At 68.1% G+C, this 17,337-nt stretch carries 17 protein-coding genes and 2 pseudogenes; 7 read left to right on the top strand and 12 right to left on the bottom strand.

Features of this window, described 5'->3' with window-relative positions; all coding sequences use genetic code 11:
* Positions 1 to 31: 31 nt before the first annotated feature.
* The 11 genes and pseudogenes from VF522_RS19900 to VF522_RS19855 all read right to left on the bottom strand — a co-directional run bounded on the left by VF522_RS19900 (position 32) and on the right by VF522_RS19855 (position 11,700).
* Positions 32 to 727: an ABC transporter ATP-binding protein gene (locus VF522_RS19900; protein WP_330910050.1), complete on the bottom strand. Its 696-nt coding sequence runs from the start codon at positions 725 to 727 to the stop codon at positions 32 to 34.
* A 2-nt stretch (positions 728 to 729) separates the two neighbouring features.
* A complete protein-coding gene (locus VF522_RS24565; RefSeq protein ID WP_414709564.1) occupies positions 730 to 885 on the bottom strand; it encodes a hypothetical protein in 156 nt (51 codons plus the stop codon).
* Positions 886 to 984: 99 nt separating this feature from the next.
* Positions 985 to 1,431, bottom strand: a pseudogene (locus VF522_RS24560) (ATP-binding cassette domain-containing protein); the annotation flags it as partial.
* 71 nt (positions 1,432 to 1,502) lie between these two features.
* Positions 1,503 to 2,843 carry a branched-chain amino acid ABC transporter permease gene (locus VF522_RS19890; protein WP_330910051.1) on the bottom strand — a complete coding sequence of 447 codons (1,341 nt, stop codon included), beginning with the start codon at positions 2,841 to 2,843 and terminating at the stop codon, positions 1,503 to 1,505.
* 71 nt (positions 2,844 to 2,914) lie between these two features.
* Positions 2,915 to 3,949 carry a branched-chain amino acid ABC transporter permease gene (locus tag VF522_RS19885; RefSeq protein WP_330910048.1) on the bottom strand — a complete coding sequence of 345 codons (1,035 nt, stop codon included), beginning with the start codon at positions 3,947 to 3,949 and terminating at the stop codon, positions 2,915 to 2,917.
* 99 nt (positions 3,950 to 4,048) lie between these two features.
* Positions 4,049 to 5,332 (bottom strand): branched-chain amino acid ABC transporter substrate-binding protein, encoded by a 1,284-nt coding sequence (locus VF522_RS19880; protein WP_330910047.1) that lies wholly within the window; start codon positions 5,330 to 5,332, stop codon positions 4,049 to 4,051.
* A 119-nt stretch (positions 5,333 to 5,451) separates the two neighbouring features.
* Entirely contained in the window at positions 5,452 to 7,080 is a 1,629-nt protein-coding gene (locus VF522_RS19875; RefSeq protein ID WP_330910046.1) for a 3-(methylthio)propionyl-CoA ligase, read from the bottom strand.
* A gap of 58 nt (positions 7,081 to 7,138) precedes the next feature.
* Entirely contained in the window at positions 7,139 to 8,311 is a 1,173-nt protein-coding gene (locus tag VF522_RS19870) for a hybrid sensor histidine kinase/response regulator (protein WP_330910045.1), read from the bottom strand.
* A gap of 7 nt (positions 8,312 to 8,318) precedes the next feature.
* Entirely contained in the window at positions 8,319 to 10,826 is a 2,508-nt protein-coding gene (locus VF522_RS19865) for an ATP-binding response regulator (RefSeq protein ID WP_330910044.1), read from the bottom strand.
* The gene (locus VF522_RS19860) at positions 10,823 to 11,209 is read right to left on the bottom strand and encodes an N-acetyltransferase (RefSeq protein ID WP_330910043.1); all 387 of its coding nucleotides are present in this window, start codon (positions 11,207 to 11,209) and stop codon (positions 10,823 to 10,825) included. Before VF522_RS19860 ends, VF522_RS19865 begins: the two co-directional genes overlap by 4 nt.
* 53 nt (positions 11,210 to 11,262) lie before the next feature.
* Positions 11,263 to 11,700 carry a hypothetical protein gene (locus tag VF522_RS19855; protein WP_330910042.1) on the bottom strand — a complete coding sequence of 146 codons (438 nt, stop codon included), beginning with the start codon at positions 11,698 to 11,700 and terminating at the stop codon, positions 11,263 to 11,265.
* Between the two features lie 64 nt (positions 11,701 to 11,764).
* On the opposite strand from VF522_RS19855, the gene VF522_RS19850 reads away from it, so the two are divergent.
* The 5 genes from VF522_RS19850 to VF522_RS19830 are packed head-to-tail and all read left to right on the top strand — an operon-like array spanning position 11,765 to position 15,324.
* Complete coding sequence (locus VF522_RS19850) at positions 11,765 to 13,252, top strand: protein adenylyltransferase SelO (protein WP_330910041.1); 1,488 nt, start codon at positions 11,765 to 11,767, stop codon at positions 13,250 to 13,252.
* Complete coding sequence (msrB, locus tag VF522_RS19845) at positions 13,249 to 13,674, top strand: peptide-methionine (R)-S-oxide reductase MsrB (protein WP_330910040.1); 426 nt, start codon at positions 13,249 to 13,251, stop codon at positions 13,672 to 13,674. Before VF522_RS19850 ends, msrB begins: the two co-directional genes overlap by 4 nt.
* Positions 13,674 to 14,228 (top strand): septation protein A, encoded by a 555-nt coding sequence (locus VF522_RS19840; RefSeq protein WP_330910039.1) that lies wholly within the window; start codon positions 13,674 to 13,676, stop codon positions 14,226 to 14,228. Before msrB ends, VF522_RS19840 begins: the two co-directional genes overlap by 1 nt.
* Positions 14,225 to 14,506: a BolA family protein gene (locus VF522_RS19835; protein WP_330910038.1), complete on the top strand. Its 282-nt coding sequence runs from the start codon at positions 14,225 to 14,227 to the stop codon at positions 14,504 to 14,506. The genes VF522_RS19840 and VF522_RS19835 overlap by 4 nt, the downstream gene beginning before the upstream one ends.
* Before the next feature lie 38 nt (positions 14,507 to 14,544).
* Positions 14,545 to 15,324 carry a peptidylprolyl isomerase gene (locus VF522_RS19830; RefSeq protein WP_330910037.1) on the top strand — a complete coding sequence of 260 codons (780 nt, stop codon included), beginning with the start codon at positions 14,545 to 14,547 and terminating at the stop codon, positions 15,322 to 15,324.
* A 103-nt stretch (positions 15,325 to 15,427) separates the two neighbouring features.
* Here the strand turns inward: VF522_RS19830 and VF522_RS19825 are convergent, their stop codons facing one another.
* Entirely contained in the window at positions 15,428 to 16,093 is a 666-nt protein-coding gene (locus VF522_RS19825; protein ID WP_414709563.1) for a heparan-alpha-glucosaminide N-acetyltransferase, read from the bottom strand.
* A gap of 246 nt (positions 16,094 to 16,339) precedes the next feature.
* Between VF522_RS19825 and VF522_RS19820 the strand changes: the two genes are divergently transcribed.
* Both VF522_RS19820 and VF522_RS19815 read left to right on the top strand, forming a co-directional pair.
* Positions 16,340 to 17,149 carry a metal-dependent hydrolase gene (locus VF522_RS19820; RefSeq protein WP_414709562.1) on the top strand — a complete coding sequence of 270 codons (810 nt, stop codon included), beginning with the start codon at positions 16,340 to 16,342 and terminating at the stop codon, positions 17,147 to 17,149.
* A pseudogene (locus VF522_RS19815) lies at positions 17,149 to 17,337 on the top strand (ABC transporter substrate-binding protein); the annotation flags it as partial. The gene VF522_RS19820 and the pseudogene VF522_RS19815, both read left to right, overlap by 1 nt.

Below are 17,337 nucleotides of genomic sequence, written 5' to 3'. Positions count from 1 at the left end.
GGAGACATGGTGTCACGAGGAGTTTGCGTCCTCAGACTTCCAGCCATTCCTTGCGTATGTACGCATCCTGCTTGAGCGTCGCCGGCGTGCCCTGGAACACGATGCTCCCGTGCCCCATCACCAGCGCGCGATCGGAGATCGACAGCGCGATCGTGAGCTTCTGTTCGATCAGCAGCACCGACACGCCGCGCGACTTGAGCGTCTTCAGGTATTCGCCGACCAGCTCGACAATCTTCGGCGCCAGGCCCTCGGTCGGCTCGTCGATGATGATGAGCTGGGGATCGCCCATGAGCGTGCGGCACAGCGTCAGCATCTGCTGCTCGCCCCCGGACAGCACGCCGGCTTCCGTGTGCTGCCGCTCCTTCAGGCGCGGGAACATGCCGTACATGTCGTCGAAGCCCCAGCGTCCCTTCTGCTTCGCACTCTTCTGGCCGAGCATCAGGTTCTGGTGCACCGTGAGCTTGGGAAAGATGTCGCGGTTCTCCGGCACGTAACCCAGGCCCAGGTGCGCGATCTCGTAGGGCTTGCGGCCGCCGATGTGCTGCCCCTTCCAGACCACGTCGCCGGTGCTCTCCACCATGCCCATGACCGCCTTGGCGGTGGTGGAGCGGCCGGAGCCGTTGCGGCCCAGGAGCGCCACGATCTCGCCCTCGCCCACCCCGAAGTGCACGCCGTGCAGCACGTGGCTCTTGCCGTAGTAGGCGTGGAGGTTTTCGATGTGCAGCATTTTCAGTGGGCCCCTGCCTGCTGCGATGCGATGACGGAGCCGAGATAGGCCTCCTGCACCCGCTGGTTGGCCCGCACGTTCTCCGGCGTGTCGTAGGCGATGATTTCGCCGTACACCACCACCGCGATCTTGTCGGCGAGGCCGAACACCACGCCCATGTCGTGTTCCACCGTGAGCAGGGTCTTGCCCACGGTCACCTGCTTGATCAGCTCGATGAAGCGGCGGGTCTCCTCGCGGCTCATGCCGGCGGTCGGTTCGTCCAGCAGGATCACGTTGGCGCCGCCGGCGATGGTGATGCCGACCTCCAGCGCCCGCTGCTCCGCGTACGTCAGGTTCGTCGCCAGCACGTCGCGCTTCTTGTGCAGCCGGATCTGCTCCATCAGTTCCTCGGCGCGCGCGTTGGCGTCGTCCAGGTTGGCCAGGAACTTGAAGAAGGTGTACCGGTAGCCCAGGCTCCAGAGCACGCTGCAGCGCAGGTTCTCGAACACCGACAGCTTGGGGAAGATGTTGGTGATCTGGAAGCTGCGCGAGAGGCCCAGCCGGTTGATCTCGAAGGGCTTGCGGCCGTCGATGCGGTGGCCATGGAGCAGCACCTCGCCGCCGGTGGGCGCGAAGCGGCCGCTGATGAGGTTGAACAGCGTGGACTTGCCGGCGCCGTTGGGGCCGATCACGGCGACGCGCTCGCCCGGGTTCACCTGCAGGCTGCAGCCGCGGATGATCTCCGTCTTGCCGAAACTCTTGCGCAGGTCCTTCAGTTCCAGGGCGGGACGGGTCGTCACAGCGTTTCCCTCTTCTTCGTCTCGCTCTCGATGAACGCCTGCGTCTCGCCCCACTCGCGCAGGAAGTGGCGGCGCGTCAGTTCGAACAGGCCCAGTCCGGTCAACAGCACGAAGCCGGCGCCGAACCAGGTGTCGACGCTCTTGGTGTGCAGCGTGGCGCCCAGGAACTTCACTTCGTCCCCGAGCACCACGTTCAGCTGCAGCTGGTAGACCATCTCGATCATCGCCGCGGCGCCCACCAGCACCAGCAGTGCCGTGGCCCCCAGCGCGAGGTAGCTCACCCAGAGCCGGCGCAGGCGTCCGAAGGCCGCCACGCGCAGGTTCATCATCAGCAGGCTCGCAATGCCGCCCGGCGCGTACATGACCATGAACATGAAGATCAGGCCCAGGTACAGCAGCCAGGCCTTGGTGAATTCCGAGAACAGCACGAAGGCGAGCACCATCAGCACCGCGCCGATGATGGGACCGAAGAAGAAGGTGGCGCCGCCCAGGAATGTGAACAGCAGGTAGCCGCCCGAGCGCGCGGGCCCCACGACTTCGGCGGTCGCGATCTCGAAGTTCAGCGCCGCCAGCCCGCCGGAGATCCCGGCGAAGAAGCCCGCGAGGATGAACACGATGTAGCGCACGCGCTGGGTGTCGTAGCCGATGAACTCCACCCGCTCCGGGTTGTCGCGCACCGCGTTCAGGATGCGTCCCAGCGGCGTGCGCGTGAAGGCGTACATGGCCGCGACGCAGGCGAAGGTGTAGAACGCGATCAGGTAGTACACCTGGATCGGCGGGCCGAAGCTGATGCCGAGAACGGGCTTGCCGACCACGCGGTTGGCGGAGATGCCGGCCTCGCCGCCGAAGAACTCGGAGAACATCAGCGACATCGCGAAGATCAGTTCCGCGATGCCCAGCGTGATCATGGCGAAGGGCGTGCCGGATTTCTTGGTCGTCACGTAGCCCAAGACGACCGCGGTCGCCATGCCGCCCAGTCCGCCCACCAGCGGCAGCATGCTGACCGGGATGCCGAGCTGTCCGCGCGTGACCGCGTTCAGGGCGTGGATGGCGCAGTACGTGCCCAGGCCGGTGTACACCGCGTGCCCGAAACTGAGCATGCCGCCCTGCCCCAGCAGCATGTTGTACGAGAGGCAGGCGATGATCGCGATGCCGATCTGCGAGAGGATGGTGATGCCCAGTCCGCTGGTGAACAGCAGCGGCGCGACCAGCAGGACCAGCGCGAACGCCGTCCAGATCACGAAGCGCGCCACGTTCCAGGGCCGGAACTCGTAATAGGCCTGGCGCTTCCGCTTGCCCGCGGGAATCGGCGTGGCGCTCGCCGCAGGCAGCCCCATGGGCACGCCGATGCGGCGGTTCCCGACTTCGGCTTCGGACGCGGGCTCGATGTTCGACAGGGTCGTCATGTTCAGCCTTCCCGCGTTCCGAGCAGCCCGCGGGGCCGGAAGACCAGGATCAGCACCAGGAACAGGTAGGGCAGGATGGGCGCCACCTGCGAGATCGTCAGCTTCAGCAGCGTGGTGTTCAGCGCCTGCGGGCTGAGGGTCAGGCCCACTCCCTGGAGCAACGAGCCCATGGAGTTGTCCAGCTGGACCGCGAAGGTCTGCACCAGGCCGATCAGCAGCGATGCGAGGAAGGCGCCGGCCAGCGAGCCCATGCCGCCCACGACCACCACCACGAAGATGATCGAGCCGACCGTCAACGCCATGTTCGGTTCCGTGACGAAGGTGCTGCCGCCGATCACGCCCGCCAGCCCGGCCAGCGCGGCGCCGGCGCCGAACACCAGCATGAAAACGCGCGGCACGTTGTGGCCCAGCGCCTCCACCGTCTGCGGATGCGTGAGCGCGGCCTGGATCACCAGGCCGATCCGCGTCTTGGCAAGCAGCAGCGCCAGCGCCGCGAGCATCAGGATCGCGGTCAGCATCATGAAGCCGCGCGTGGCCGGGAACGGCGAACACACCACGCGCATGCCGGCATCGGCTGCCGCGCACATCGCCGCGGGCGCCTGTCCCCAGACCAGGCGGATGCCTTCCGCGGAATGCTGCACCAGCGTGAAGGCCGCACCCTGCAGCGCCTCGGGCGGCCGGAACTCGACCGCCGTGCGGCCCCAGACGAGCTGCACCAGCTCGAGCAGCACGTACGACAGGCCGAAGGTGATCAGCAGTTCGGGCACGTGCCCGTACTTGTGCACCTTGCGCAGGCAGGTGCGCTCGAAAGCGGCGCCGAGCAATCCGACGACCAGCGGAGCGATGAACAGCGCGGGCCAGAAACCCGCGAGGCGCGCGATCGTGTAGCCCACGTACGCGCCCACCATGTAGAAGCTGGCGTGCGCGAAATTGAGCACGCCCATCATGCTGAAGATCAGCGTGAGCCCGGAGCTCAGCAGGAAAAGCAGCAGCCCGTAGCTCAGGCCGTTCAGTGTCGAGATGACCAGGAGTTCCATCGAGTCCGTCGTTGTCCGCCTGGCGCGCGCGGCGCCCATCGAAGAGAAAGGGCCCCGCCACGTCGCCGCGGGGGGCCCCGGAGTCGGTACGCGCCGAGCTTAACCCGGGCGCTTCATCTGGCAAGTGGTCGGCGTGCTGGAAACGTAGCTCGGGTACTCCTTGACCGGCACGAGCGTCATGCCCGTCTTCTCCGGGCTGTACGCGTACTTGCCGCCGGCCTTCTGCCACACGGTCATGTACAGCGGCTGCTGCAGCTGGTGGTCGGCCTTGCGCATCTCGACTTCGCCGTTGAAGCTCTGGAACTTCAGGCCTTCGAGCGCGGAGGCAACCTTCACGGGATCGGTCGAACCGGCCTTCGCCATGGCATTGCTCAGGGCGGCGAACACGTGGTTGAACGCCAGCGTGTACAGGTCGTCCTTGAACTTGACGTTGAACTCGTCGGCGTACTTCTGGATCTGGCCGGTCATGTTCGGATGGCCGTAGCCCACCTGGTACACGCGGCCGCCGCCGTTGGTGCCCAGCGCCGTGGGGGTGCCGGTCACGCTGGTGTAGTAGGTGAAGAACTGGCCGTTGTAGCCCGCCTCGTTGGCGGCCTTGATCAGCAGCGAGAGGTCGGACCCCCAGTTGCCGGTGATCACGGTGTCGGCGCCCGAGGCCTTGATCTTGGCGATGTAGGGCGCGAAATCGCGGACCTGGGCGAGCGGGTGGAGGTCCTCGCCGACGACCTGCACGTCGGGACGCTTGCGCGCCAGGATCTCCTTGGCGTACTTGGCGACCTGGTGGCCGTGCGAGTAGTTCTGGTTCAGCAGGTAGACCTTCTTGACCTCCGGCTTGTCCTTCATGAAGGTCGTCATCGCCTCCATCTTCATGGAGGTGTCGGCGTCGAAGCGGAAGTGCCAGTAGTTGCACTTGCTGTTGGTGAAGTCCGGGTCGACCGCGGCGTAGTTCAGGTACACGACCTCCTGGCCGGGATTGCGTGCGTTGTGCTTGTCGATCGCATCGATCAGCGCGCCGGCCACGGAGGAACCGTTGCCCTGCAGCACGTAGCGCACGCCCTGGTCGATGGCGGCCTTCAGCGCGTTCAGGCTTTCGGCCGGGCTCAGCTTGTTGTCGATCCCCTGCACCTCGAACTTCACGCCGGCGGGGTTGCCGGCGTTCCACTTCTCGGCCAGGAACTGCACGCTCTTGAGCTGGTTCGTGCCGACCGGGCCCATCAGGCCGGTCAGCGGGTCGATCCACATCATCTTCACGACCTTGCCCTTCGTGGCCGCGGGGGCGGCGGCGGCGGGCGCGGCGGCCGCCGGGGCCTTGGTGGCTTGCGCCTGCGCGGCCGCGCAGGCGAGCATCGTCGAAAGGGCGACGGCGGTAGCAGCGAATTTCACGGGAAGGCTCCTTTGCAACACCAGGGCAGTGTCGCTTTTCGCGGGGGCCCGCTCGCTCAGGGAATGCCCTGAAACCCGGGCCTCCCTATCGCGCACGCGACACCCCCGCGCGCTCCGCGTCAGGCCGTCGGCAGCCGGTAGTCCTTCAACTGCTCGCGCAGCCGGGTCTTCAGCATCTTGCCGGTCGCGCCCAGCGGGATGCTCTCGACGAACACCACGTCGTCGGGGATCTGCCACTTGGCGATCTTGCCTTCGTAGAACTTCAGCAGTTCCTCGCGCGTGACGTCGCTGCCCGGCTTCTTCACCACGGCGACGATCGGGCGCTCGTCCCACTTCGGATGCTTCATGCCGACGCAGGCGGCCATCTGCACCGCCGGATGCGACATGGCGATGTTCTCGATGTCGATCGAGCTGATCCACTCGCCGCCGGACTTGATGACGTCCTTGCTGCGGTCGGTGATCTGCATGTAGCCGTCGGCGTCGATGGTCGCGACGTCGCCGGTCGGGAACCAGCCGTCCACCAGAGGGTCGCCGCCCTCGCCCTTGACGTACTCGCGCACGATCCACGGGCCCTTCACGTACAGGTCGCCGAAGGTCTTGCCGTCCCAGGGCAGTTCCCCGCCGTCGTCGCCGACGATCTTCATGTCGACCCCGTAGATCGCGCGGCCCTGCTTCAGGCGGATCTTCATCTGCTCGTCGGGTGGCAGCTGCAGGTGCTTGTTCTTCAGCGTGCACAGCGTGCCGAGCGGGCTCATCTCGGTCATGCCCCAGGCATGCAGCACGTCCACGCCGTAGTCCTCGCGGAAGGCGTCGATCATGGCGGGCGGGCAGGCGGAGCCGCCGATCACCGTGCGGTTCAGCGCCGAGAAGCGCAGGCCGCCGGGCTTCATGTGGCCCAGGAGCATCTGCCACACCGTGGGCACGCCGGCGGCGAAGGTCACCTTCTCGGCCTCGATCAGTTCGTAGACCGACTTGCCGTCGAGCGCGGCGCCGGGAAACACCAGCTTGCAGCCGGTGAGCGCCGCCGAATACGGGATCCCCCAGGCGTTGACGTGGAACATGGGCACCACCGGCAGCACGGAGTCGCGCGCCGACAGCGCCATCACGTCGGGCAGCGCCGCGGCGTAGGCATGCAGCACCGTGGAGCGATGGCTGTAGAGCGCCGCCTTGGGGTTGCCCGTGGTGCCGCTCGTGTAGCACATGCTCGAGGCGGAGTTCTCGTCGAAGGTGGGCCACTGGTAATCGAGCGGCTGGCCGCCGATCCAGGACTCGTAGCTCACGAGGTTCGGGATGCCGCTGTCCTTCGGCAGCCGGTCGCCATCGCACAGCGCGACGTATTGCCTGATCTGCGGGCACTTCGCGTGCACCGCCTGCACCAGCGGCAGGAACGTCAGGTCGAAGCACAGCACCTGGTCTTCCGCGTGGTTGGCGATCCAGGCGATCTGGTCCGGATGCAGCCGCGGATTGATGGTGTGCAGCACGCGGCCGGAGCCGCTGACGCCGAAGTACAACTCGAGGTGGCGGTATCCGTTCCAGGCCAGCGTGGCGACGCGGTCGGAGAACGGCAGCTGCATGCCGTCCAGCGCGTTGGCCACCTGCCGCGCGCGCCGCGCGACGTCCTTCCACTGGTAGCGGTGGATGTCGCCCTCGGTGCGGCGCGAGACGATCTCGCCGTCGCCATGGTGGCGCTCGGCATGCCGGATCAGGGACGAGATCAGCAGGGGCTGGTTCTGCATCAGGCCCAACATCGTTGTACTCCTCGGGTTGTGGGTTCCGAGGCGCGATGCTAAACCCGACGCCCGCGGCTCAGGGAGAGGGACTGCCCTGTGGCTGGAAGAACAGGGTCACCAGGGTGCCTTCGCCCAGCGTCGATTCGACCCGGATCGACCCGTTGATCGCCTGCATCACGCGCTGGCAGAACATGAGGCCCATGCCGCTGCCGCCGGAACCCGCGCGCGTGGTCACCGGCTCCCGGGTCAGCCTGGCGAGCACCTCGGGCGGGATGCCGGGGCCGTTGTCGCGCACGCGGATGCAGGCGCGCTCGCCGGCCGGCGCTTCGGGCACGTACTCCACCTCGAGGCACAGCTTCGGCTGCGGCCGGCCGCGCAGCGCGAGCAGCGCATTCTTGGCGAGCGTGCACAGGACGAGATACAGCAGGTCGCGCCGGCCCGGCAGGCGGAAGTCGCGCTGCACGTCCACGGAGGCACAGGCGCGCTCGTTTTCCTCGAAGGGGAACTCGTCGAGCAAGGCCTCCACCAGGCTGCTTGCCGAAACCGACTGCGGCACGGCATCGGGGTAGGCGTCGCGCGCCGACTGCACGAAGGTGGAGACGAGCGACTGGCAATAGAGGGCGCGGCGCTCGGCGCGCTCCAGCGCGGTGAGCAGCTCGCCCGCGTGCTCCTCGGAGAAGCAGGCCACGCCCTTCCAGCCATTCGCGTCCGGCGGCACGTAGCGCGCGGCGACGGAACTCACGTAGCCGCGCACCGTGGCCAGCGGCGTGTTCAATTCGTGCGCCAGGAAACCGAGCGCCTCGCGCAGGGCGGCCACGCGGCCCTCGTTGACGACGCGTTCCAGCGCCTGTGCCCGGTAGAGCGACAGCGCCTCGCGCAGGGCCTCGCGGGTGGCGTCCCCATCGAGCGGCTTCTCCAGGATGCGCAGCACCTTGCCCTGGTTGACGGCGGCGATCGCGACGTCCTTCTCGGCATACGCGGTGGCCAGCAGGCGGACCACGTGGCGGAAGTCGCGCTGCACGGCGCGCAGCAGCTTCATGCCGTCGCGCTCGGGCATGCGGTAGTCGGTGACCAGCACGCCGAATTCGGCGCTGCGTTCGGACAGGATGGCCAGCGCTTCGTCCGCGCCGCCCGCGGTCACCACCCGGAATTCGTCCCCGAACTCGAGCGCGAACCACTTGCGCGACGTGGTTTCGTCGTCGACGAAGAGGATCGCCGGGGCATCCCCCGACAGGTCTGGCAACTGCATGGTTTCCTCAGGCCGCGCCCGAGCGCGACACCTGGGCGCAGTATGCCTTGAGCGCCAGCTCCGTCTGGGCGGCCAGTTCCTGCAGCTGCGGCAGCCAGGTGCTGCCCGTGGGCCAGTGGCCCTCTTCCAGCAGCGGCACGTAGAGCTGGCGCACCTGCTGGTACAGCGCCTGCGCGCCGGCTTCGCCGCTCATGCCAAGCAGCGAATGCAGCGCGTCGATGCTGCCCTGCACGTCGCCGCCGTCCACGGCGTCCCGCAGGCGTTCGACCAGGCGGCCCATTTCCGGCACGTAGTCGTTCAGCAGTTCGTCCAGCATGCCCAGGCGGCGATAGCTCTCCAGCCGCTGGATGTTCAGCAGGCCGTCCTGCAGCGGCGGCGGCTCGGGCGGAAACGCCGGCTGCGTCACCGGCGCGGGCGCCACGCCGGCACCCACGAGGCGCGCGAGCGTCTCGTACAGCAGCACCGCGTCGACCGGTTTCACCAGGAAGGCGTTCATCCCGGCGGCGGTGGCGGCGGCCACCGCGGGTTCGTCGGAGCGCGCGGTGAGCGCGATGACCGGCACCGCCGACCAGCGCTCCACGGCCGTGCGGATCGCACGGGTCGTCTCCAGGCCGTCCATGCCGGGCATGTGCAGGTCGACGACCACCGCATCGATGCCTTCCTGGACCTGCAGCTGCTCCAGCACCGCCTCGCCGTGCTCCACCTCGATCACGATGGCTGCGGCGTTGCGCAGGTAGGCCGCGATCGCCTTGCGGTTGAACGCGCTGTCGTCGGCCAGCAGGATGCGGCGGCCGGCCAGCCGGCCCGCGATCCCCTTGCTGGTGCTGGCGTGCTGCTGCACGGCCTGCTGGAGGGCGGCCAGCAGCGGCAGCTGCGCGCAGGGCTTGCTGACGAAACCGTCGATGCCGCACTTGAGCGCCTTGGCGCGCGCCAGGTGCGCCGGCTCGCTGGTGTAGGCCACGATGCGCACCGCGCGGTTCGGGCCGGCCTCGCGCCGGATCTTCTCGGCCACCGCATAGCCGTCGAGACCGGGCATGCGCAGGTCCAGCAGCACGATGTCGTAGGGCCGGCGGGCCAGCATCTCCAGCGCCACCTGCCCGTCGGGCGCTTCGTCCATATCGGTCGTGAGCGCCAGGGGGCCGAGCTTCTGCCGCGTGGCGACGCGCTGCACCGGGTCGTCCTCCACGATCAGCAGCCGCTTGCCCGCCAGCACGGTGCGCGCCTGCGCCACCGCGGACAGCCGGTGCTGCTCGCGCTCCTCCGCGCTGATCGGCGGGAAGCGCATGGTGAATTCGGTGAACAGGCCCGGGCTGGAGGCGCAACCGATCTCGCCGCCGAAGGCGCGCATCACGCGCTGGCAGTACGCGAGTCCCAGCCCGGTGCCGCCGGACTTGCCGACGGAGCGGAACGGCTCGAACAGCGTGAGCAGCACCTCGGGCGCGATGCCGGGGCCGTTGTCGCGCACCTTCACCTGCTGCTCGCCCACCGTGATCGTCACCCGCGTGTGCGGGAACGGCTTCAGGTAGTAAAGAGCGTTCTTGATCAGGTTGAACAGCACGAACAGGTAGGCCGTCTCGTCGCCGCGGAAGGTGAAGTCGTTCAGCACCTCCACTTCCACCTTGTCGCGTGCCTCGTCGGTGTCGTAGCCGTATTCCTCCACCGCCTGCTGCACCACCTCCGCCGCCGACAGGAAGCGGAAGCGCGAGGTGTCGATCGGCCGCGCGCTCACCTCGTCGAGCGTCATGGTGATCACCTGCAGCCCGCGCCTGACCGCCTGCTCGCCGTGCGCGAGGTGCCGGTACAGGCCCTGCACCTGCGGCGACTCCAGCGCCGCCTGCTGCCCGCCGCCGGGCGGCGGCAGCAGTTCCTGGATGCCTTCCAGGCTGTGCTTCAGCTGGGCCAGCGGATGGCGCATCTCGTGCGCGATGGAGCCGGCCAGCGCCTGGGTGGCGCGCAGCTTGCGCTCGGCGTCGATCTGCTCGGTGGAGAACTTGAACAGGTTGCCGCCGATGACGATCATGGCGTAGGCGGGCAACTGCGCCACCATGTCCATGGGCACGTGCGGATCCGGGGCGGTGAGCGCATAGACCAGCGAGGCCAGCCCGGTGCCGATCGCCAGCATCACCAGCGTGTTGCGCCAGTCGGTGAGCATCACCAGGAAACACAGCACGATGAAGGCGTTGGACACCGAAGGCATGCCGCCTCCGCGCTGCAGCGCCACCAGCACCGTGAAGAAAGGCAGGCAGTACACCATGGTGGCGTACGAGTAGCCGATGTAGTACTTGCGCAGGCGCTCCGGCCAGAAGTCGCGCACGATCAGCAGCACCAGCAGCACGATGCCGATGGCGCGCGGCACAATGTCGTCGAACAGGTGCGGGTTGGGCCGGGTGAAACGCACCAGGTACAGGCCCAGCATCGAGATCAGGCCGACGTAGCCGATGTACTTCAGGCGCGGCGGCCCGTACTCGTGGTAGTCGCGGTAATGCTCGTAGAGCCGCTTCCACAGGGCGATCATGCGGGCACCCCCTGCGGCGCGAACACGATCCGGCGGACTGCCGGCTGCGGCGCGACGGACTGCTGCGGTTCGGCCCGCGCGGCCAGCACCGCCTGGCGCACCGATTCCACGGTGCCGTGGATCAGGGAATACGGCTCGCCATCCTTCAGCACCGCCTCCTTCTGGACCACCTGGAAGCCGAAACGGCGGTACAGGCGGCCCAGCACCGGGGTGCAGGTCGCATAGGCGTTGGCCTTTTTCGTGACTTCCAGGAAACCGATGAAGGTGAGCATGAGGCAGGTCTTCAGGACCTCGGCATTGCTGCGGTATTCGGGCGCCACCACCAGCCGGCCGACTTCCCAGCCGTCAGTGTGCATCTCCGGCGGCAAACCGGCACGGGCCACGAGCTCCTCACAAGGAGCGAGGCCGCGGCCCATGGGCACGAAGCGGATCGTACCTATGATTTGTCCACGCCACTCGAAGGCGCCGACAAAGCTGCACGCATCTCTTTTTTTTCGAGTGCGGCAAAGCCGGCATCCTGCGCCTGCGGCAGGTTGATCTCGCGGCGCAGCGGCAGGACACAGGCGATGTCCGCGGGGGTGGCGAGACGGCGGAAGCGGATCTCGCCCACCTGGATCGGATGCCGTGCCGGCAACAGGGGCGCGGCTTGCGGGTGGGGCGGACGATGCCATGCAGGACGCGCGCGGTCCCCGCGCAGGTGCGCCAGCACGCGGCGCACGCCGGGCAAGGCCCGGCCGGCAAGCCGTGCCGCAATGGCCATGTGGCCCGGGCGCATGACAACCGCTGGATGACTCATCGTTCTTTTTCTCCCGACGGCCCTCATCCCGAGGGCGAGCTCGACGGTCAAAATATCAGGAAACGGCGACGCGGGCATGAAGGGATTTTCTTAATCCCCCCTGGCGGTGCTGCGGTCTCGCGCGAACAAGGACAATCCCGGGATGACTGAAACCCTTGCGGTCCCGGCGGCCCTGGAGCTGGGACGGCCCTGGCGCCACGGCTTCGCGGAACTGGGCCCGGCCTTCTTCACGGAGCTGCGCCCCACGCCCCTGGCCGATGCGCACCTGGTCTCGGTGAACGCGGCGCTCGCGCGTGAACTGGGCCTGGATCCGGCCCGGATCGCCGGGCCGGAGGGCGTGGAAGCCTTCACCGGCAACATCGCCTTGCAGGGCAGCCGGCCGCTCGCCGGCGTCTACAGCGGCCACCAGTTCGGTGTCTGGGCGGGGCAGCTGGGCGACGGGCGCGCGATCCTGCTGGGGGGCATCGAGACCCCCGCCGGCGTGCAGGAGCTGCAGTTGAAGGGGGCCGGCCGCACGCCCTACTCGCGCATGGGCGACGGCCGCGCGGTGTTGCGTTCCAGCATACGCGAGTACCTGTGCTCGGAAGCCATCCACGGCCTGGGCATCCCGACCACCCGCGCGCTGGTCGTCACCGGTTCGCCGCAGCCGGTGCGCCGCGAAGAGATCGAAACGGCCGCAGTGGTCACGCGCGTGGCGCCCAGCTTCATCCGCTTCGGCCATTTCGAGCACTTCTCCGCCCGCGGGATGGAGGCCGAACTGCGGCAGCTGGCGGACTACGTCATCGACCGGTTCTACCCGGAATGCCGCGGCACCGATCAATTCGGCGGCAACCCCTATGCCTGCCTGCTGGAACGGGTGAGCGAGCGGACGGCGGCGATGGTGGCCCAATGGCAGGCCGCCGGCTTCTGCCACGGCGTGATGAACACGGACAACATGAGCATCCTGGGCCTCACCATCGACTACGGCCCCTTCCAGTTCCTCGATGCCTTCGTCCCCAACCACGTCTGCAACCATAGCGACGAGACCGGCCGCTATGCGTACAACCGGCAGCCCAACGTCGCCTACTGGAACCTGTTCTGCCTCGGGCAGGCCCTGCTGCCGCTGATCGCGGACCAGGAGCTCGCGCTGGCCGCGCTGGAGCCGTACAAGACCGTCTTCCCGCGCGAGCTGGAAGCGCGCATGCGTGCCAAGCTCGGGCTGGGCGACGAACAGCCGGGCGACCGCGAGCTGGTCGAGCGGATCCTGCAGCTGCTGGCCGCCGACCGCGTCGACTATCCGGTCTTCTGGCGCCGGCTCTCGCATTTCGTGGGCGGTGCCGACATCGCCCCGGTGCGCGACCTGTTCCTGGACCGGACAGGCTTTGACGGCTGGGTCGCACAATACGAATCGCGCCTGTCCGCCAGCCGCACCGGAGCCGCCTCCGCCATGCTGCGCACGAACCCGAAATTCGTGCTGCGCAACCACCTGTGCGAGCTGGCGATCCGGCAGGCGAAACTCGGCGACTTTTCCGGTGTCGAAGAACTGCTGAGCCTGGTCCAGGCGCCGTTCGACGAGCATCCGGCGCACGAGGACAAGGCCGGCTTCCCGCCCGACTGGGCCCAGCACATCGAGATCAGCTGCTCTTCATGAACGACGACTTCCCTGTCCGCAAGTCCGAGGCCGAATGGAAGGAGCTCCTCGCCCGCAAGGGCGCGGAGCCCGGCGCCTTCCAGGTCACCCGCCACGCCGCCACCGAGCGCCCCTTCACCGGCAAGTACGAGCGGGTCTGGGCCGACGGCAGCTACCACTGCATCTGCTGCGGCGCCAAGCTGTTCGACTCCGACACCAAGTTCGACGCCGGTTGCGGCTGGCCGAGCTTCTCGCTGGCGGTGCCCGGCGCGATCCGGGAGATCCGCGACGCCAGCCACGGCATGGTCCGCACCGAAACCGTCTGCGCGCAGTGCGGCGCCCACCTGGGCCACGTGTTCCCGGACGGCCCGGGGCCCACCGGCCTGCGCTACTGCATGAACTCCGCCTCCCTCGACTTCCAGCCCGAAGACAAGAAAGACTGATGAAACTGCTCCTCGACTTCTTCCCGATCGTCCTGTTCTTCGCGGCCTTCAAGGTCTGGGGCATCTACGTCGCCACCGGCGTGGCGATCGCCGCCACGATCGCCCAGATCGCCTGGCTCAAATACAGCACCGGCAGGATCGAACCCATGCAATGGCTGAGCCTGGGCATCATCGTGCTGTTCGGCGGGGCGACGATCCTGGCGCACGACGAGACCTTCATCAAGTGGAAGCCGACGGTGCTCTACTGGCTGATGGGCGGCGCGCTCGCGGTGGGCCTGCTGGTCTTCCGCAAGAACCTGCTCAAGTCGCTCATGGGCGCCCAGCTCGAACTGCCCGAGGCGGCCTGGCGCACCATGAACTGGAGCTGGGTCGCCTTCTTCGCCGTCATGGGCGTGCTCAATCTCTGGGTCGCGTTCCACTTCGACACCAACACCTGGGTGAACTTCAAGCTGTTCGGCGGCCTCGGGCTGATGGCGCTGTTCGTCGTCGGGCAGGCGCTGTACCTCAGCCGCTACATGAAGGACACCAAGGAAGCCGGGGCGAGGGACTCGTGAGCGCGCCGGGGACCGGAATCACCGCGGAGGCGCTGCACGAGCGCCTGACGGAACGCCTGGCGCCGACCCGCCTCGAAGTGCTGGACGAGAGCGCTGCCCACCTCGGCCACGCGGGCCAGGACGGCACGGGTGCCGGCACGCATTTCCGCATCCGCATCGCCTCGCCAGCCTTCCAGGGCCGCCCCAAGGTGGCCTGCCATCGCCTTGTGTATGATGCCCTGCGCGACTATATGGACCGCGAACGCGGCATCCACGCTCTGGCGATCGAAACGCTCTGACCACTGATCTCGCTCATCTCGCTTCCCAAGGGACTCCCATGAAGAAAGTGCTCCTGACCGCGCTGGCCGCGGCCACCCTCGGCATCGCCCTGCCCGTCGCGGCGCAGAACCTCGCCATCGTGAACGGCAAGCCGGTGCCCAAGGCGCGGGTGGACATGCTCACGCAGCAGCTCGCCAAGTCCGGCCGCCCGGTCAGCCCGGAAATGCAGGGCCAGCTGAAGGACGAAGTGATCGCGCGCGAGATCTTCATGCAGGAGGCGCAAAAGCGCGGCCTGGACGCCTCCGACGATTTCAAGTCGCAGATGGAACTGGCGCGCCAGACCCTCCTGATCCGCGAGCTGTTCGCCGACTACCAGAAGACCAACCCGGTGACCGACGCCGAGATCAAGGCCGAATACGACAAGTTCGTCGAGGCCAACGGCGGCAAGGAATACCGGGCGCGCCACATCCTGGTGCCCACCGAGGCGGAAGCCAGGAAGGCCATCGCCGACCTGAAGAAGGGCGCCAAGTTCGAGGCGCTCGCCAAGCAGCGCTCCAAGGACCCGGGTTCCGGCGCCAACGGCGGCGACCTCGACTGGGCCAACGCCGCCAGCTACGTGCCTGAGTTCGCCCAGGCGATGATCAAGCTGAAGAAGGGCGAGATGACCCAGGAGCCGGTGAAGTCCAACTTCGGCTGGCACGTCATCCGCGTCGACGACATCCGCGACGCGCAGCTGCCCAAGCTGGAAGAAGTCAAGCCGCAGATCGCGCAGCAGCTGCAGCAGCAGAAGCTGGCGGCGTTCCAGGAGAACCTGCGCAAGAACGCGAAGATCGAATGACGTCACCCCCGCGGAGGCGGGGGCCCAGGGCATTGAAAAAAGCGGCCGGTCGGCCGCTTTTTTTCTTGGACGCCCTGGATTCCCGCCTGCGCGGGAATGACGGCTACCTGACGAGAGTCAGCAGCATGACTGCACCGATCATCACCGGCTGGTGGAGCATGTACCACGTAAGGCTCCACCGCCCCATCCACGCCAGCGGCTTCGCGGCTCGCGGGATCGCGCCCTGTACCAGGCCGGGCTGCTCACGCAGCAGCCACTGCCCCGCCGCCATGCCCCACCACATCACTCCCAGCCAGGGCAGCAGCGGCACGTAGTCCTCGGTCACCGGCTTGCGCGAGATCCACCCCAGCCAGTTGAGGATCGGAGTGTTCATGATCTCGAAGACCGGCATCGCCCTGGCCGCGAACGGCGCCGCGATGGCCAGCGCCCCCGCGAGCCACAACCAGCGCCCCCCGCCGGCCGTGAGCCGCACGACCACCAGCATCGCCGCGATGCCGTGCAGCACGCCGAAGTAGATGAAGCTGCGCGGGAACATCAGCCAGGAACCCGCCGTCACGAGCAGCGCGCAGCCCGCGACCTGCAGCCAGCGCCGCCAGAAGCGTGGCCAGCCCTGCCCCTGTTGCGTGGCCACGGCCTGCCCCAGGCCGGCGCAGAACAGGAACAGGCTCACGATCGCGGTCCGCTGCCAGGTCCAGAACGGGTCGCGGTAGAAGTCCTCGCGGAGGAACCGGAAGTGGTTCAGGTCGAAGAAGAAGTGGTACGCCGTCATCCAGGCGATGGCGGCGCCGCGCAGGGCGTCGATGCGGTCGTGGCGGCGGGGGGACGGACGGTCGTGCACGCGCCGGAGTGTAGTGGCGCGCCCGATTGACGGCCCGCGGCCCCGACGTTCCAATCCGCCCCGGTGCCGCCACTGTTGGTTGGCATGCGAACAAGACAAGGAGTGATGGCGATGAACAAGCGATTCCTTCTCCTCGCGGCGACGGTGCTGGCCCTGGCCGGCTGTGCCCACCAGCCCATGGGCGGCGGCGCCCAGGCCCCGGTGCTGCAGGCGCTGCCGGGCGGCACGCCGATCCCGGCCGGCAAGACCGAAGTGCTCTGGCTCGGGCAGGCCAGCGTGCGCATCACCACGCCGGGCGGCAAGGTGATCATGATCGACCCCTGGCTCAAGACGAACCCGAAGACACCGGCGAACTGGAAGGACCTCGCCGCGCTGGGCAAGATCGATGCCATCCTGGTCACGCACGCCCACTTCGACCATTTCGCCGACGCGCCCGAGCTCGCGAAGATGCACAACGCCCCGATGTACGGCCCGGCCGGCCTGGGCCAGACGGTGGCCACCTACGGCATCCTGCCCGCCAACCTCGCTCCGCGCTTCGGCAAGGGCGGCACCATCCTGCCCTGGGGCCCCACCGGCCCGAAGATCACCGCCGTGCGTGCCGAACACTCCTCCGAACTCGGATGGAAGGACGCCGCGGGCAAGGACATCGTGCTGCCCGGCGGCGAACCGCAGGGCTTCATCGTGGAGATGGAGAACGGCTTCAAGGTCTGGCACATGGGCGATACGGGCGTGTTCGGCGACATGCGCCTGATCGGCGAGATGTACCGTCCCGACGTCGTGCTGATGCCGATCGGCAACCACTTCGTGATGAGCCCGCAGGACGCCGCGATGGCGGTGCGCGACATGATCAAGCCGCGTTATGCGATCCCGATCCACTACGGCACGACGCCGCAGCTGCGCGGCACGCCGGCCGAACTGATCCAGGCGCTCGGTGGCGCCGGCCCGCGCGTGCTGGTGCCCGAGCCGGGCCAGAAGTACGACTTCTGATGGCCGACCGCCGCACTTTCTGCGCGGCCGCGGCCGCACTTGCACTCGGTGGGTGCGCCACGCGCCCCGCGGCGCCGCCCGCCGCGGCGATCGCGGAGCTGGGCGCCACCGGCAAGCTGCGCGCCGCCATCAACTACGGCAATCCGATCCTCGCCAATCGAGGCGCGGATGGCCAGCCGGCGGGCGTG

Origin of the sequence: Ramlibacter sp. (genome assembly GCF_036383835.1) — a bacterium.
Taxonomy (GTDB): Bacteria; Pseudomonadota; Gammaproteobacteria; order Burkholderiales; family Burkholderiaceae_C; genus Ramlibacter.
The sequence above is the reverse complement of the archived record's forward strand: the minus strand, read 5'-3'. Positions and strand labels throughout refer to the sequence as shown.

Excerpts from the sequence above, each read along its gene's own strand:
- VF522_RS19900 (WP_330910050.1), bottom strand. The coding sequence starts at position 727 with ATGCTGCACATCGAAAACCTCCACGCCTACTACGGCAAGAGCCACGTG.
- VF522_RS24565 (WP_414709564.1), bottom strand. The coding sequence starts at position 885 with ATGGGCGTGGTGTTCGGCCTCGCCGACAAGATCGCGGTGGTGGTGTAC.
- VF522_RS19890 (WP_330910051.1), bottom strand. The coding sequence starts at position 2,843 with ATGGGGCTGCCTGCGGCGAGCGCCACGCCGATTCCCGCGGGCAAGCGG.
- VF522_RS19885 (WP_330910048.1), bottom strand. The coding sequence starts at position 3,949 with ATGGAACTCCTGGTCATCTCGACACTGAACGGCCTGAGCTACGGGCTG.
- VF522_RS19875 (WP_330910046.1), bottom strand. The coding sequence starts at position 7,080 with ATGTTGGGCCTGATGCAGAACCAGCCCCTGCTGATCTCGTCCCTGATC.
- VF522_RS19870 (WP_330910045.1), bottom strand. The coding sequence starts at position 8,311 with ATGCAGTTGCCAGACCTGTCGGGGGATGCCCCGGCGATCCTCTTCGTC.
- VF522_RS19865 (WP_330910044.1), bottom strand. The coding sequence starts at position 10,826 with ATGATCGCCCTGTGGAAGCGGCTCTACGAGCATTACCGCGACTACCAC.
- VF522_RS19855 (WP_330910042.1), bottom strand. The coding sequence starts at position 11,700 with ATGCCCGCGTCGCCGTTTCCTGATATTTTGACCGTCGAGCTCGCCCTC.
- VF522_RS19850 (WP_330910041.1), top strand. The coding sequence starts at position 11,765 with ATGACTGAAACCCTTGCGGTCCCGGCGGCCCTGGAGCTGGGACGGCCC.
- msrB (WP_330910040.1), top strand. The coding sequence starts at position 13,249 with ATGAACGACGACTTCCCTGTCCGCAAGTCCGAGGCCGAATGGAAGGAG.
- VF522_RS19840 (WP_330910039.1), top strand. The coding sequence starts at position 13,674 with ATGAAACTGCTCCTCGACTTCTTCCCGATCGTCCTGTTCTTCGCGGCC.
- VF522_RS19830 (WP_330910037.1), top strand. The coding sequence starts at position 14,545 with ATGAAGAAAGTGCTCCTGACCGCGCTGGCCGCGGCCACCCTCGGCATC.
- VF522_RS19825 (WP_414709563.1), bottom strand. The coding sequence starts at position 16,093 with ATGACGGCGTACCACTTCTTCTTCGACCTGAACCACTTCCGGTTCCTC.
- VF522_RS19820 (WP_414709562.1), top strand. The coding sequence starts at position 16,340 with ATGGGCGGCGGCGCCCAGGCCCCGGTGCTGCAGGCGCTGCCGGGCGGC.